This window comes from Trichocoleus sp. DQ-A2, from assembly GCF_039961915.1.
GTDB lineage: Bacteria > Cyanobacteriota > Cyanobacteriia > Cyanobacteriales > FACHB-T130 > FACHB-T130.
Map to the genome: position 1 here is coordinate 254,620 of NZ_JAMPKD010000004.1, position 13,273 is coordinate 267,892.

Here is a 13,273-nt window from a genome sequence, read left to right on the forward strand (position 1 = left end):
ACCGCTTGGCTAATGCCTACGCTTACTGCGCGTCGCGCTTCCGGTGCGACGTATCGCTCTTGCCCTTACCTAAAGCTTGCTTGAAGATTGCAAGCCTACACCAGTTAGCTGGTGCTTAGCAATTGCCTTGTTGAATAGACAAAATTCTTTACATTGATTCTAGCGGAACAACGTGCCAATGTTGCCTCAGTCTTACCAACAACGTTATCAGGAACTTTTGACAGCTCTAGAACAGCTGCTGCATACAATGACAGCCGCTAATCAAGAACAAGAAGGGATCGGTGAAAAATTTCAACACGTCAAACAAGTTTTTGCACAGCAAATTACCATTTTGACGGGTGATGAATTAGACCCAGAGATTGAGCCTCGGTGGAGGTCTTTCCAGACGGAAATCTATCGAGCGCTGCGACTTTTAGAGATGGATATGACATTTTTGCAGGCGTCTCGCCGTTCGGCAACCGCTAATCCTCGACAAGCGGCGATAAGCGATCGCTTATCAACCCTGATTGGCTACTGTCAAGCCCTCCTGCAAGCAGACGGAGATCGGGAAAGCCAGGGAGAAATATAGGGGCGGATTTCACCGGCTTTCTCTGGTATCTCGCAGATTGCCTTGATAAACCCACCCGCTTTGACAGCAAAGGATCGCAGGAGTCGCTGTCTGGTGCAAGTGCAAGATGTCCGAAAAAACAGAGTAAATTAATAAAAAATTAAACTAGGAGAGGAAGAAAAACTGGTGAACTGTCCAAAATGTAAGAGTGTATCGCTACTCGATGGCACCCTGGCGGGAAATTTAGCTGTAAAACACTGCACGGATTGCAAGGGAACCTGGATTCCCTCTGCTGAATACGAAGCATGGCAAGCACAGCAACCGGAACTGACTCCCGCAGATCCGGAATCTATCGCTCAAATCCTAAATGTGGATTTTGTGCAGTCTCCCTTTGATACCAAAGCAGCACTGTGTCCGGAGTGCGGTCGTTATTTATCTCGCGCCAAGGTAAGGCTGAAAACGCCGTTTTATGTAGAGCGTTGCCTGAATTGTAATGGGATTTGGTGCGATCGCGGAGAGTGGGAGGTACTATCTCAATTAGGGTTGCACACGACGATTGAGCAGCTGTTTTCCAGTGAATGGCAGATCAAGGTGGAAAAACAGCAACAATCCGAGAAAGAACGTGAAGCCACAATGGAAAAACTCGGTCCCGAATTGGCAGCGCGTGTGTTTGAGCTGGCGGAACAGTTAGCAAAACATCCGAATGGAGATTTTGGTGTCGCCTATCTGATGCGGCAAGTAGGCGTCACAAAATAGCGGAAATTGCGACCTTGTTGGATTACTAATTGTTCATCACCCATTCCTTATTCCCCGTTACCGAATGACTGAGAGCCTGTTTTGTGTAGAAAATCTGCGGGTTGCTTATCCCAGCCGTCGATCTACTGCCATGCCTTCTTGGGCAGTGGATGATGTCTCTTTCACTTTAGAACCTGGAGAGAAACTGGGATTAGTGGGAGAATCGGGCTGCGGTAAATCAACTCTGGGAAGGGCGGCGATGCGCTTGTTACCAGCTTCGTCTCGCGTTGAGGGGCGGGTGACGTTTGCTGGGAATTCCGTGTTCGATCTGACTCCGGCACAGTTACGGCGGTTTCGGGGGGAAGCGGTGGCGCTGGTGTTTCAAGATCCGATGACGCGCCTCGATCCCCTGATGACCATTGGGAAGCACTGTCTGGAAACGCTCCGGAGTCATCAACCTCATCTGTCACGGCAACAGATGAAAGAAAAGGTACTCGAAACCTTGGATGCGGTGAAGATCCCGGCAAGTCGATGGTCGCAGTATCCTCACGAGTTTAGTGGAGGAATGCGGCAACGAGTCGCGATCGCGCTGGCCTTGCTTCTCAACCCAAAGCTAATTGTGGCAGATGAACCTACGACCAGTTTGGACGTAACCGTAGCCGCACAGATTTTACAAGAATTGACGCGACTGTGCCGGGAACGAGAGATGGCATTGTTGCTGATTTCTCACGATTTGGCAATGGTGGGAGAGTATTGCGATCGCATTGCAGTGATGTATGCCGGGAAGATGGTAGAAACTGGCTCACCCCAGTCTATCTTTCGGCAACCGCAACACGAATATACGCGATCGCTTTTGGACGCGGCTTTTCACATCAGGAAATATGACACGGAAGTTGAGGAGCCGAAGAGCAATCATTCATTACCAACTCCCCTTCTGCGAATCAAAAATTTGCAGCAGTACTACACCTTAGAGAGCAATTTCATCGGACAGTTTCTTTCCAAGAATGTCCCCGTTATTAAAGCGGTAGATGATATCAACTTGGAACTTTATCCAGGGGAAATTTTAGGCTTAGTGGGAGAATCCGGATGCGGGAAGAGTACCTTGTCCCGGACGATCTTGCAGTTAATTCGCCCAACGAAAGGAAGCGTTGAGTTTCTGGGACAGGATTTAGCTCAGATGTCTACTAAAGCCGTGAGGGCATCGCGACGGCAAATGCAAATGGTGTTTCAAGATCCCCATGCTTGTCTCAATCCGCTGATGACAGTCGGTGAAAGTATTGCCGATCCCCTGTTTATCCACAAACTAGCTAGCCCCGATGAAGCGAAAGTGCAGGTAATGCAGATGCTAGAGCGAGTAGGTTTAACGCCTACAAGCGAGTATTATCAGCGGTATCCCTCGGATTTGTCGGGGGGACAGCAGCAACGGGTCGCAATCGCTCGTGCTTTGATTACTCGACCCAAACTGCTAATCTGCGATGAACCAGTGAGTATGCTAGATGCTAGCGTCCAGACACAAGTACTGGAGTTGATGTTAGAGTTAAAGCGGGAATTCGATTTAACGTATTTGTTTATTACTCACGACCTCTCTGTGGCAAGATTTTTGTGCGATCGCATTGCAGTTATGAATGCCGGTCGTATTGTCGAACTCGGCTCAACCCACGAGATTTTTACGAATTCCCAGCACCCCTACACCCAGACGTTGCTACAAGCCGCCCCTTTACTGGTATCGCAGCAGCCAAAATAGAATTGTTTTGACTGGTCAGCACAACATGGCATCTACGATCGGCTTCAGAGTCAGGGACTAAATGGTGTGTTAAAATCCTTAAACATAGACTTATATTCGGCTGTAGTGTTTGTTATTTCTACTGACAGGCAGTTTCTCCGGATCTAACTCTCTACACCACTTTTTTGATTCTGGAGACATTCCATGTCAATCTATGTAGGCAACCTATCCTACGAAGTTACGCAAGACGACCTCAGTAATGTTTTTGCTGAGTATGGAACCGTTAAGCGGGTTCAGTTGCCAACCGATCGCGAGACAGGTCGGATGCGTGGTTTTGCTTTTGTGGAAATGGATACAGAAACTGAAGAAACTGCCGCCATTGAAGCTCTCAACGGCGCTGAGTGGATGGGACGAGAGCTAAAAGTGAACAAAGCTAAGCCTCGTGAGGATAAAGGAGGCGGAGGTCGTCCTGGTGGTGGCTGGGGCGGCAACAATAGAGGCGGTGGCGGTGGCGGCGGCGGCGGTGGTGGTGGCGGCTATCGACGCTACTAATGCAATTAATCAAATAGTTTAGGAGGACACCGGATGACCCAAGTAGTTGTAGGCGAAAATGAAGGCATTGAGTCAGCCCTGCGCCGATTTAAGCGTCAAGTCTCTAAAGCAGGGATTTTTCCAGATATAAGACGGCAACGTCACTTTGAGACTCCTTTGGAAAAACGCAAGCGCAAAGCGATCGCGAGAAGGCGTAAGAAGCGTTTCCGTTATTAAGTCTTACCGTCCGAAAATCGAGTTTAAGACAGATTAATAACTTCATCTGTAACATTCTTCAGCACAACGCAGCCTCAAGAGCGTTTAACAGCTTGCTATCAAGCGATCTTTGCTTAGGCTCTATTTCAAAAGCTGGTGAGGCTTTAAAGCAAAATTTAAAGGCATCACCATCACAAGTTTTGAAATAGAGCCATTTCTTGTATTTTTCTCTACAAATTTTAGCAAGCATGACCCCAGAAGCAATACGTATTATCGCTGACCTAAGGCGTGAGTTTTATTCTCTCTTTGCTACTGCTATGAATGTGCCAGTAAGAGTTACTGGAAGTTCCTATAGTAGTAACTTTCCGATTGCATCTTGGATAGACAATCGGAGCCAAGTGAACTATATAAGTATTTACGCATACACTGCACCAGACAAGTTAATTCCTCAACGCCCATTTCTTTTAAGAGTGGCGATTAATAAGAGCGCTGGTAGAGTCACAACGGCACAATGGGGAAGGGAATGTCGAGGACTTAATCAGGGTTGGTACTTCGAGTTAACTGTACTACCAGAGGAAATCTTAGACTTTCTACCTTGGGTCGTCAGCTTAGTGAAAGCGCACGATCGGGGTTCCCTGTCACTTGTTCAAGACCCTCCTCATCCATTTGAATTTAAAGTATCCGAAGGGCCTTTGTCCAATGATGCTTGGACTCATTCTGCTTTGAAGATTGCAGACTCCTCAAAGTCTCAATCTTTCGTTCCCGCGATACTTCCGGAACCGAAGAACCGAGGTGCAGAGGTGTCTAGGAGTAGAAGAGCCGGAATATAAGGCCGGATTTCACCTGAAAATCTTTCGATATCACAGATAACATTGATAAACTGTCCTGGGGATCGAGGGACTAGAATTATAAAAGATTCCTTAGTTTGATTTTGGGATAAAGCCGCACAAGCGTATTCCACTTTACGTCCCAAGACTCCGGTTATACTAAACTTACTTGTCGCCTTGAATATTCATCCTGGAAGGGAAGAATCGTTTAAAGGCGGCGTTTCAAGCAGGCAGCAAGGTGACAACCGTGGGTCACACCTTTTTAATGGAGGCAGGACGATGGACGCTCCAAGGAAATTGGCTGGAGCGTCACGAGATGCCAATCACCGTGAGTGGCAGAACATTAGTGGCCTGGGGTCGAGAAAACTGGTTCACAATGGTGACAAAGCTGAGCTTTCCAGGCAGCGCCCGCGAGGAAATTTCTTTACAATATCGTGGGCGATTTGATGCTGGGGAACGCCAATATACCTATGTACTACAGCACAATCTTTTAGGTCGTGTTGAGGGCGAGGGCTGGGTTACGCCAGATTCGATCGTTCAGCGTTACTGGGTATTAGGCGATCGCCAGCGGCGCACTGGTTTCGATACCTTGCACCGTCTCAATGAGAATACCTACTACCTTTCTAGTGGCATCATGGCGGGTCATTATTTGACTAGCACGATGGAAGCAACGATGGAGCGTCAGCCACAATCATATTCTTGATCGCTCTAGAAATTCAGCTTCAGGCTCTAGATGGTCAGTAAGAAGTATAAAGTGTGAAATATGAAGTGGAATTTGGGAAATATAAAGTAAGAGGTATGAAGTAGGAAAGAACGTTTACTGGTCTTTCCGGTTTCTTGCGTGGAACTCAATATCTGTTTTCGCTTGAAGGCTTAAAACTCCATCCTGAAGACATAAGACTTCATCCTTCGAGATAAAGTTAATAGTTCCCTATAGGTAAATATTACAAATGCTCCCGATTTTAGGAGCCAAATTATGATGACAGACCCCAACACCGATCGCTTACTCGCCAATCGCTATCAACTCTTAGGGTTGGTAGGCAAAGGCGCAATGGGTCGAGTGTATCAAGCCAGGGATATGTTACTGGGAGGTGTCACCGTCGCGGTTAAGTTCCTCTCTCAGACGCTACTAAACCAAAAAATGCGCGATCGCTTTGAGCGAGAAGCAACCATCTGCGCTGTTTTGGGAGAAAAAAGTATTCACATTGTCCGAGTCAGGGATTATGGCGTGGACGAGAACGAAATCCCGTTCTACGTCATGGAATTTCTCCAAGGGGAGAGTCTGAGCGAGGTTCTCAAAGACCGGCCCCTGTCCTTGCCCCGATTTTTGAATATCACTCGCCAAATTTGTTTAGGGCTACAATGCGCTCACCAGGGCATCCTCATAGATGGTGAAGTCTGTCCGATTATTCATCGGGATATAAAGCCTAGTAATATTACAGTCGTTCAAGATACGACTTTAGGTGAGTTAGTCAAGATTCTGGATTTTGGCATCGCCAAGCTGCTCCAGTCCGACATCGCTCAGACTAACTCGTTTATGGGCACTTTAGCTTATTGTTCTCCAGAACAAATGGAGGGCAGAGAACTGGATAAGCGCTCTGACATTTATAGTCTGGGCGTAATGATGTTTGAGATGTTGACGGCTGAGATGCCCTTAATGGCAGAGACTCACTCGTTTGGCGGCTGGTATAAAGCTCATCACTTTATCCCCCCAAGAACTTTTGATTCGGTTAATCCCGATCTAAAATTGCCAAAATCTCTAGAAAGCTTAGTGATGAGCTGTTTGGCAAAAGTCCCTAGCGATCGCCCCCAAAATGCGGCTCAAGTGTTGCAAGCATTAGAGCCATTGGAGCAACGTTTTGGTCAAGGTCGGCAATTAGGTCAGCGGATTGGAGAAGTTCTATCTAAACTGCCCGTCGTAGCCGATCCCAAACCTAAGAACGCCCCGACAGCCGATGAAGTCTGCCGCTTAACTTCCTGGCCTAAAAACAAACCAATTGCAGAGATTGTATTTCCCCATCTACTTCGCACTAGCCGCGAAGTTTTACCTACCCTGTGGGTCATGCTTCACAAACCGGAAATTCAGAATCGCCTGATCAGCACTCGCTACAATCAGTTTCTGTTTTTGATGTCTCCTCATCCCATGCTGCTGTGGATTACCGCCCTGCACAACCGCGAACAAGGCCCTCGCTGGCTCAGTTGCTACCTGGATCTAAAAACTTCTATGGGTCAGGATATTGTGCGACAACTGGGAGAAAACGGGATTTACCGGATTTTGTTCTTTGCTTTGGAGGAACCGCATCGGTGCGCGAATGTAATGATTTCCACAATTGCCCCTGTCCAACGCCAAATGTTGCAAGAGTGGGCAAATACAAGCCAAACCTTACCCTCAGTGGCTCAGCCCCAAATGAGTAAAAGTCTGCTCAAGCAAGAGTTTGAGAAGCTAAAGCCCAAGATTTTGATGAAGCTGGAATCTGTTCAGACCGGAGATTATTCTTCGGATATCTCAGGATAGTCTGGGTGCTGAGTTAGGGCAAGAGAGTCAGGAGTTCATGAAGAGTCCAATAGACTCGCGCTTGATTGTTTTTAATTTTACACTTGATGCGATCGCGTCGCCTATGCCCGCAGGCGTGCCTGCAAAGCGTCTATTCGCTAGCGGTTCTCGCTTTCGCTCATGTCTGCACAGCGATCAAGCTGTCGCATTTATTTTTGTAGTATGAAAATTTTTGTAGTACGAAAACCTAAACTCAAAAAACCAATTTCGCTTATGCCAGTACTGCCAAACTTGTCATAAACTATTCAACTTCATGTCAAAACTCTGAAAAATCGGTACCAATTCAGCAAGCTTGACACGCCAACCGAGAAATCTTGGTCTACGTTCATCTACTTAAACACGCTTCCTTACTACAAGATATTATCTTTGTCCTTCGGATATTTAAATAGACAACGCTTCCAACCGTAAGCAATTTCCTAAAACTCAACTTTCTTGAAACTGAAGTTGACGCCCCAGCACCCCCAGCTTCTTTCCCCTGAGGAACAAAGCAAGAGACGGAGGTCGCCCACTGCGACACGGATACTCTATTCCTGAGGATTTGGCTCTAAGCCCCATTGGTGCTTCAGAAGATGCTTGTATGTAGCTTCGCGCATCACCATTTGTTCATAGAGTTTGACCAAGAAGTGCTGAGCTTGTTCGCGGCTCATATTCTCCACTTGGCTTTCAAAGGAACGGATGCTGAATTGTTGTTCGAGAGACAGTTCGATAGGTTGGTTCATGGTAAGCTCCGACTTTAGAGAGAGTGTATGTTTATCAATCGCTGAAGCACTCACAGGGTAAGGGCTGAACATCGCTGAACCGTCTAACCATTTCCCTGTTATTACGAAAGATAACAATAATTTGACAAAATGCCCATCTTTCTTTGTGTATACTTCAGTTGATCCCAAAGATGGAATATGTCCCCAGAAAGTTTCATCTAGGGTTGAGGTAGTTTTAGCAAGTTGTTGGAGGGAAAATTGCTCATCACGAACAAACGGCTAAGTAAATATACTTACTAAGCCATAGCAGTGCCGCTCTTCAACCACTGGAGACGCAATGCAGTTCCCTAAACACATTGCATTCAACACATTTGCTCTCTCAAGTGACTCTACCCACCCAGAGGATGTCTGAGAAGTCGGTTATGGCACCATCCAGTCGGTACTGCCTTTTCTGCATTTGGGCGACTTATGCGGTAGCCGCCCCTACGATAGGCTCATCGAGCAATCCTCAAGGGTTGTCAGAATTAATCGCATTAGCGATCTCGTAGTGGAGCAGTATGGCGCTCAGCTTGCGCCTTCGCACTGCATAGCGCTAAGGAAGGGAAAGAAGAGAGATGGAAGATTTCATGAATGATTTAAGATGAATGGCGCTGACTTAAGCCCTGAACTAAAACCCTAAACTAAAGTTTGGGCTAAGAGCTAAGGTCAGTTAAAACTGACTAAAATACTGCCAGAACAAAAGCTTTCAACCTGTGAAAACAGGTTAAAAGCTTTAAGGTGAGAGATTTATCTCAAGGCTCTTATGTCAGTGCCATTCGATTTAAAATGGCTATACTACTTTTCAAATATCCTCTTAAACTGATATCTGAGAGATTAAAGGTTGACTTGCTGAATCGTTTGGCGCAGGATTTGACTAGATCGTTGCAATTGTTCTGACTCTGTAGGGGTCAAAGAGAAATTCAGAACCCTGGTAACACCCTGACGATTTACGACCGCAGGCAAACTCAGACAAACATCATTAATTCCGTGAAGACCATTTATCAAACTACTAACAGTCAAAACTCTGTTTTGATTGCGTAAAATTGCTTGCACAATCTGAGTAACCCCTAAACCAATCGCGTAGCAAGTTGCTCCTTTGCGTTGGATAATCTCATAGGCGGCGTTCTTGACCTGTTGAAAAATCTCGTCAATTTGTGCAGTTTTCGTTAAATCATTATTGTCATGAACATCTAATAAATTCATTCCCGCAATATTGGCTTTGCTCCAAACGGGAACTTCACTGTCTCCATGTTCCCCAATAATGTATGCGTGCAAACTACGCGGGTCAACTTGTAACTTTTGGGCTAACAGATAGCGAAAACGAGCTGTATCTAACACCGTGCCCGAACCAATCACACTAGAACTCGGCAACCCAGAAAGCTTCCAGGAAACATAGGTCATGATATCTACTGGATTCGAGACGATTAAGAGAATCGCTCCTGGAGAACATCTCACGATTTCTGGAATCAAATTTTTAAAGATTTCGATGTTGCGCTGCACCAAACTTAACCGATTTTCTCCAGGCTTTTGTTTTGCTCCTGCTGTAACAATTACAATATCCGCATTTTCCCCCTCTTCTAGGGTTCCTGCTCGTACTAAGCTGGGTTCGACAAAGGGTAGCCCGTGGACTAAATCCATGACTTCCCCTTCTAGCTTTTCTCGATTAACATCAACAATCACCATTTCATCCAAGGTGTTTTGAATCAGGATTGAGTAAGCGCAAGCCATTCCTACCTGACCTGCACCAATAATGACTCCCTTCCGGGGACGACGAGCGATCGCTAAGTCAAGATTAGTCTCGGTAGGGGTTGTAAATAATTCTTCAAACATATCTATCTGATGGAAAATGTCGTTGATGTAATGATATCGAAAACCAATCCTTTTCAGATAAAGCTAACCTTCTTTTCCTTTAATTATTTTTATCATTGTGTCTCAACAACAGTCTTTTAGCGTCTCCAGAATGTTTTGGGAACGCTAAACCACGGCGTTAATTTTAACAATTCGCTACTTCTATGAAACCTTGTTTAACTCGATTCTTTCTCTATCAAAAGTTTTATTTCCGTAGTCACTACTAAACAAATCAAAAATAATAGATAACGCTCCATGGGCAAGTTGTTTTACATGAAGCAAGCTAAAATTATTTTTAGTACATACATATATTTTTTCTATTTTGTAGGGACTTTTAGTTTCATTACTTTCAATAAAATTTTCATCAATGACTATCTTTTGTAATATGTTCATAGCAAATTTACTTAAAGATGCATAGGCGATACCGCTAGAAGTAAGCTGAAACACTTTAGCCGATGGAGATTGCTCGTGGGATAACTTGAAAGCAGCTCCCATGTGTACATCTCCGCTCAAAAATACAATAGGTTTCTTGGTTTTTTGGGAAACCTCAAAAACCTTCTTTAATAGTTGATCTCGTTCTGCCCAATTAGATTTATGATCCCAATGATCTCGTAAATCATCAGTGTACTTCCAATAGGGGATGTCTAAATTATTAACAGCAAAGCTCTTAAAGTGAACGACTGGAACTGGCGACACAATAAATAAAACGCGGGATTCAGAATCATATTGGGAATTTAGCCAACCGTCAAAACGTTTCCACTGCTCGGCACCTAAAAGACGCAGCTCTTGCCGGTTATAATCATGATGTCCCCTCATATCTAATACATAAAAACTACAGAATCCACAATTGAACTGATAGTCAAATTGATCAATACTGGTATCTGTAGGAGGATTATGAGAATGTTCGTATTCTTGATAAACTTGCTTAGCAGCCTCAAACATTTCATTTGCTAGCCGCAAATGTTCTTGAGTATTTCGCAACTGCCATGAAGTATCTAGCTGTGCGGCTAATTCATTGGGTGTATAAGAACCCCAGCCATCCATAATTTCATGGTCATCCCATATCATATAGGTGGGAAAAGTTTGAAAAAGTTGTTGCACCTGGGGGATGCCCCAATAACCCCGATAGATATCTCGATACCAGGAAATCATATCGATTTTAGAAGGGTTTTGTTTTTTGTTCTTCTTCAACCAGCTCCAGATATTTAATTGTTTATTTCCTTCTCCATCCACATATACTTGGTCGCCAGTACCTATCAAAAAATTTGCATTTGTATCCAATAATTCTTGCTTAAATTTATCCCACATTTCCAAATTGAGGAGCTGATGCTCGTCGTAAGGCATATGGCAACTGAACATCCCAAAATTCACCTCTGTGGGATGTTCTGGAAAGGTTTGAAATGACAGGTTTTGTTCGTTGCCCAGTTCCCAGGGTTTTTCTCTATCCAAGTGAAATAGAGCGTAATAATAGCGAGTATCGGGTTGGAGATTTTTTAGGTCTACTACACCTGTTAAGTCATGCTCTTGATTAAGTTGGAGTGGGACAAGAGTAACGCTATAAATTTCTTGGGAAGTACTTGGAGAGGTTAATCGCAACCAATGCCCTTTTTCGTCGTTGATTATCTCCGGAGTGCCATTGGTAGGAATTCGATGGCGAGAAAATACTAGCCAGTAATCTCCAGGAGAAGACGCCCGGAACCACAGGCGGGTGCTAGTGGGAGTAGTATGCCCAATGATACTGGCACAATCGAGACGGGAATTGGGCCAGGGGCGCTGTTCGGGGTCATAAAAATTGAGGTGGGACAAGGTCAAATTGAAACTCGGCTTTGATAGAATGTCTGCGAATTTCAATATTAACTAGAAACGGTTGATATTGATGGTTTAGCGGACATTTAGCTGACAAACACAAGGAACCGAATCATCGGCGCGATATACTTTGCGATCGCGCGTTATTCCTCTCGCTGCTTTTTTTGGCTTCTAACTGCTGCCCAGAACCCTTATAAATCAAACGCTGTCAGTCACGCTGCTAAAATTAAACGCCCTCACTCGTACCCCAGGCACAACACTGCTGCCGTAGCGTTGGACTGTACTCAGAGCATCCACATCCCGCAGCATTTCAGGCAAACTCTGGTTAAAGCGCAAGTTTTTAATCGGGTAAGCAATTTGACCATTCTCGATCCAGAAGGTGCCATCACGACTCATTCCCGTTACGACTAATGATCGAGGATTCACATAGCGCACGTACCAAGCCCGACTCACCAAAATTCCTCGCTCTGTCTGGGCGATTAGGTCAGCTAGACTTCGATCTGAGCCAGTCATCACAATTGGATACATCGCGCCTGTCGGCTTTTTGCCCTGCTGTGCCGCCCAGTAGCGGCTATAGGAAAGCGTTTGAGGGATACCGTCCTGAATGACTTCTTTGTAGTCATTGCTTAATCCATCGCCAAAGAAAGTGCCTAACTGCAACAGAGGATGAGCGGCATTTCGCTGTACTTGTACGATGGGGCTAAACATTGCTTCGCCCAAACGGTTACCCGCGGGTTTGCCTGACTCATCAGTGCGAGACATAAACGACCGCCCTTCATCTGCTGCGCGTGCATCCAAATTCCAGACGATCCAAGGGAGCAAAGCAGCAAAAGCGGCTCCATCAAAGACAACTGGATACGCGCCAGGATGGACTTCGCGGGGTTGGCGCGACTTGATTGCCCGCTCAATTAGCTGCTGGGTTAATTCCTCAATTGGCAACTGTTCAAGCGCCCAAGCGGAGCGATTAGACCACGAGGAACCATCCCCAATGCGAGAGGTAAAGCTGAAATCTGCCTCTGTAGTTTGATTGCAAGCGCGTAGTCCCCGCGAATTCCCGATCGCATATAAGTTCGTTTCTGTACTCAGGGTTCCCGAACCATCCACTCCTGCCTTCGCACTCATGGCACACACACGCTGGATAATTTCGCCTCGTGCTAGCGGTGAAAGGGTTGCCGTTACCTCATCGAAGGCTGGGATGCGATCTTCGTAAACTTGAGGTTCTAGCAGTGGCACCCACTCCGGATCTTCTGGGGCGAAACGGGCAAGTTCTTCCGAGCGTTTGATGGCGGATGCGATCGCATCTGAATCTAAATCTGTTGTAGAACTAGAGGCACTCTTGCGTCCGAAGTAACTGGTGATGGTGAGCTTAAACTGAGTGCTACTAATATTTTGGCTAATTTGATTTTCCGAGAAGCGGCTGAGGGATTCTTCACCAGTGCTGAGGCTGACAAATACCTCCTCGGCTTCCGACTGTTTAATAACTTCTTCTAATAGAGAGATCGCCCGATCTTTACTGATTAAACTGGGTCCTTTTGCTAGAGTCACGATAATCCTGAGATTTGTGGATGGTTGAGTGTGGGATGAAGCGATGCGATCGCGTTTTGATTTCGGGTGCGAGGCTTTTCAAATGCCAATCAACAAAATAATTAAAACCTCTATTCCAGAGTGCCAGATTATTCGTAAATTCAGCAACGCTGCAACAGTCAGTCGTTCTGATGTCCGTGAGTTTTCTATCTTTACATCCCAATT

The 13,273-nt window shown here is 45.6% G+C and carries 14 protein-coding genes; 9 read left to right on the forward strand and 5 right to left on the reverse strand.

Annotation, left to right across the window (positions count from 1 at the left end):
- Positions 1-178 precede the first annotated feature (178 nt).
- From patD to rpsU, 5 genes are all read left to right on the forward strand, one after another.
- Complete coding sequence (gene patD, locus NC997_RS05535) at positions 179-568, forward strand: heterocyst frequency control protein PatD (RefSeq protein WP_190528497.1); 390 nt, start codon at positions 179-181, stop codon at positions 566-568.
- 165 nt (positions 569-733) lie between these two features.
- The gene (locus NC997_RS05540) at positions 734-1,303 is read left to right on the forward strand and encodes a zf-TFIIB domain-containing protein (protein WP_190412661.1); all 570 of its coding nucleotides are present in this window, start codon (positions 734-736) and stop codon (positions 1,301-1,303) included.
- Positions 1,304-1,367: 64 nt separating this feature from the next.
- Positions 1,368-3,026 carry an ABC transporter ATP-binding protein gene (locus NC997_RS05545; RefSeq protein ID WP_190528499.1) on the forward strand — a complete coding sequence of 553 codons (1,659 nt, stop codon included), beginning with the start codon at positions 1,368-1,370 and terminating at the stop codon, positions 3,024-3,026.
- 183 nt (positions 3,027-3,209) lie between these two features.
- Complete coding sequence (locus NC997_RS05550) at positions 3,210-3,557, forward strand: RNA-binding protein (protein WP_190412663.1); 348 nt, start codon at positions 3,210-3,212, stop codon at positions 3,555-3,557.
- A 33-nt stretch (positions 3,558-3,590) separates the two neighbouring features.
- Positions 3,591-3,773, forward strand: a complete 183-nt coding sequence (gene rpsU, locus NC997_RS05555; protein WP_190412664.1) for a 30S ribosomal protein S21 — start codon at positions 3,591-3,593, stop codon at positions 3,771-3,773.
- Between the two features lie 58 nt (positions 3,774-3,831).
- Here rpsU and NC997_RS05560 read toward each other — a convergent pair whose 3' ends face one another.
- Positions 3,832-4,002 (reverse strand): hypothetical protein, encoded by a 171-nt coding sequence (locus tag NC997_RS05560; protein ID WP_190437060.1) that lies wholly within the window; start codon positions 4,000-4,002, stop codon positions 3,832-3,834.
- 67 nt (positions 4,003-4,069) lie between these two features.
- On the opposite strand from NC997_RS05560, the gene NC997_RS05565 reads away from it, so the two are divergent.
- From NC997_RS05565 to NC997_RS05580, 4 genes are all read left to right on the forward strand, one after another.
- Complete coding sequence (locus tag NC997_RS05565) at positions 4,070-4,582, forward strand: hypothetical protein (protein WP_199292328.1); 513 nt, start codon at positions 4,070-4,072, stop codon at positions 4,580-4,582.
- Positions 4,583-4,826: 244 nt separating this feature from the next.
- Complete coding sequence (locus tag NC997_RS05570; protein WP_190412887.1) at positions 4,827-5,282, forward strand: hypothetical protein; 456 nt, start codon at positions 4,827-4,829, stop codon at positions 5,280-5,282.
- 273 nt (positions 5,283-5,555) lie between these two features.
- Positions 5,556-7,094 (forward strand): serine/threonine-protein kinase, encoded by a 1,539-nt coding sequence (locus NC997_RS05575; RefSeq protein ID WP_190412665.1) that lies wholly within the window; start codon positions 5,556-5,558, stop codon positions 7,092-7,094.
- A gap of 37 nt (positions 7,095-7,131) precedes the next feature.
- Complete coding sequence (locus NC997_RS05580) at positions 7,132-7,299, forward strand: hypothetical protein (protein ID WP_190528500.1); 168 nt, start codon at positions 7,132-7,134, stop codon at positions 7,297-7,299.
- Positions 7,300-7,657: 358 nt separating this feature from the next.
- Here the strand turns inward: NC997_RS05580 and NC997_RS05585 are convergent, their stop codons facing one another.
- The 4 genes from NC997_RS05585 to NC997_RS05600 all read right to left on the reverse strand — a co-directional run bounded on the left by NC997_RS05585 (position 7,658) and on the right by NC997_RS05600 (position 13,069).
- The gene (locus NC997_RS05585; RefSeq protein WP_190412666.1) at positions 7,658-7,852 is read right to left on the reverse strand and encodes an NblA/ycf18 family protein; all 195 of its coding nucleotides are present in this window, start codon (positions 7,850-7,852) and stop codon (positions 7,658-7,660) included.
- Between the two features lie 852 nt (positions 7,853-8,704).
- A complete protein-coding gene (locus NC997_RS05590) occupies positions 8,705-9,700 on the reverse strand; it encodes an L-lactate dehydrogenase (RefSeq protein ID WP_190528502.1) in 996 nt (331 codons plus the stop codon).
- Positions 9,701-9,880: 180 nt separating this feature from the next.
- The gene (locus NC997_RS05595; protein ID WP_190528503.1) at positions 9,881-11,314 is read right to left on the reverse strand and encodes an alkaline phosphatase D family protein; all 1,434 of its coding nucleotides are present in this window, start codon (positions 11,312-11,314) and stop codon (positions 9,881-9,883) included.
- A 408-nt stretch (positions 11,315-11,722) separates the two neighbouring features.
- The gene (locus tag NC997_RS05600; protein ID WP_190528504.1) at positions 11,723-13,069 is read right to left on the reverse strand and encodes a metallopeptidase TldD-related protein; all 1,347 of its coding nucleotides are present in this window, start codon (positions 13,067-13,069) and stop codon (positions 11,723-11,725) included.
- Positions 13,070-13,273 lie beyond the last annotated feature (204 nt).

Coding starts and splice junctions, on each gene's coding strand:
- NC997_RS05565 (WP_199292328.1), top strand. CDS start 4,070: ATGAATGTGCCAGTAAGAGTTACTGGAAGTTCCTATAGTAGTAACTTT.
- NC997_RS05585 (WP_190412666.1), bottom strand. CDS start 7,852: ATGAACCAACCTATCGAACTGTCTCTCGAACAACAATTCAGCATCCGT.
- NC997_RS05590 (WP_190528502.1), bottom strand. CDS start 9,700: ATGTTTGAAGAATTATTTACAACCCCTACCGAGACTAATCTTGACTTA.
- NC997_RS05575 (WP_190412665.1), top strand. CDS start 5,556: ATGATGACAGACCCCAACACCGATCGCTTACTCGCCAATCGCTATCAA.
- NC997_RS05580 (WP_190528500.1), top strand. CDS start 7,132: ATGAAGAGTCCAATAGACTCGCGCTTGATTGTTTTTAATTTTACACTT.
- NC997_RS05550 (WP_190412663.1), top strand. CDS start 3,210: ATGTCAATCTATGTAGGCAACCTATCCTACGAAGTTACGCAAGACGAC.
- NC997_RS05560 (WP_190437060.1), bottom strand. CDS start 4,002: ATGCTTGCTAAAATTTGTAGAGAAAAATACAAGAAATGGCTCTATTTC.
- NC997_RS05545 (WP_190528499.1), top strand. CDS start 1,368: ATGACTGAGAGCCTGTTTTGTGTAGAAAATCTGCGGGTTGCTTATCCC.
- patD (WP_190528497.1), top strand. CDS start 179: ATGTTGCCTCAGTCTTACCAACAACGTTATCAGGAACTTTTGACAGCT.
- rpsU (WP_190412664.1), top strand. CDS start 3,591: ATGACCCAAGTAGTTGTAGGCGAAAATGAAGGCATTGAGTCAGCCCTG.